Annotated in this window: 1 protein-coding gene; it reads right to left on the reverse strand. The window is 45.1% G+C overall.

Annotation, left to right across the window (positions count from 1 at the left end; all coding sequences use genetic code 11):
* Positions 1-49: 49 nt before the first annotated feature.
* Entirely contained in the window at positions 50-1,318 is a 1,269-nt protein-coding gene (locus tag IQ242_RS24315) for a hypothetical protein (RefSeq protein ID WP_193961723.1), read from the reverse strand.
* Positions 1,319-1,609: the final 291 nt, after the last annotated feature.

Consider the following 1,609-nt stretch of genomic DNA (forward strand, 5'->3'; position numbering starts at 1 on the left):
CCCCATCTCCCCATTTCCCACTTCCTACTTCCCACTTCCCCACTTCCCATCACTGGATTTGACGGAGACAGGACAAATCAGCTTGGCCGAAATGAATACTAAAAGCTACTTGCAGATTTTCTAGGGATTTAACCAACCAAGGCACTTGATCGCGAGAATAACTCTCGTAGTGGTTAAATAGAATCGAAAAACGTTTATCTAAGTGGGGTTTTGCCTGGGGACAGATCAAAATCAACTTGAGCAATAACCCCACAGTCCGAGTTACCCCCATATTGGTGATCATATCCATAAGAAGGTAATGATCGGGTTTTTGTCCGCTTTCCACCACCAGATAATTTAACAGTTGGCTAGAAGTACGCAGCATGAGAAATTCACTCGGTTTTTGTTGATCGCAATGGGGTAGGGTATTTTGCAGGATATCGTCGAGTTTTTGGGCAAATTGCCCCTTGCCGTAGTCTAAGGAGGTAATTAGATAATCGTAGAGATCATTTTTAAAATCTTTATAGGTACGGGTATAAACTGCATTCGCCAGAAAATTTAGCGAAAGATTCTTATAAGTATAATTTCCTGCTACCGTCCCCAGATAATACTTGAGGGTGCGATTTAGCTCCTTATCATTGAGCAGGGTGGGATTTTCCACTGGTTGAATGATTCTCCCCGCTTCTTCCCTGATTTTTGGGCTATGGGCTGCCCGTGCCAAACGTACCTGATAGGTGACATAACGAGAGAGATTTACCTCGAAACGGCTCTCGGTTTTCACTTTAATACGTCTAACAGTTTGTCGCTGTTCTCGGGGACTGTCATCACCGAGTAAATAGTAATCATAGAGATAGGGATAACGACTAATCAGGGTTCCCAGGGAAGCGGCGGTTTTTTCGCTGTATTTGCCGCTAATAATTCTCGCCAGACGCTGCAGCCTAACGTAGTCATCCGAGAGGGTAAAATTTTTGACCAGATGGCGCAAATTATTGGGGCTGCTGTAATGTCCAGGAGGTGGGGAGGGCAAATTTTCCAGTAGCGATACCAATTCGGGAATTGCTGGCTGATGGGCAGGCTGCGTTTGCCATCGATTCACTAAAATATGACAGCAGCGGTTAAAGAAATGATCAAAACGACTTTCCACATCTTTGGCCTTGACAAGACGCTCTAGGGCTAAATAAATAGGAGCTTCTTGATAACCGCCACCTTCGATAAACAGACGACGAAAACCCTCGATTAATTGCTCAGGGGAATCGGTCCTGGCGCGGTTGCGCCAATAATCGCACAGTAGCTCTTCTTCGTCTCTTGTTTGTCTTTGTTCAGTGTTTAGACTAGCCATGGTTATTTGATTTAACCCTCCTAAATCAGTAAGCGGATGGATTTTAGGGCTATGACCATAAAGGGGTCAATTGTGATTAGATAGTAGATGCTCCCTTCTGAGGATGCCCCTATTTCGGGTTATCGTACTGAGCGAGTTGATCGATTTTAGCTTGGCAAGTTTGGGAAAATTCCCCTTGGCTTACCCAGGCAAGCTTGCGGACTATACCCAGATTACTAAAAATTTAGGCAGCGTACCCTGCTAATTAGGGTTTGCGGCAAAAAGTTTTTCGGTGGGGGCAGGGTGTGGGGT

The sequence above is a fragment of the Microcystis sp. LEGE 08355 genome (genome assembly GCF_015207185.1).
Taxonomy (GTDB): Bacteria; Cyanobacteriota; Cyanobacteriia; order Cyanobacteriales; family Microcystaceae; genus Microcystis; species Microcystis panniformis.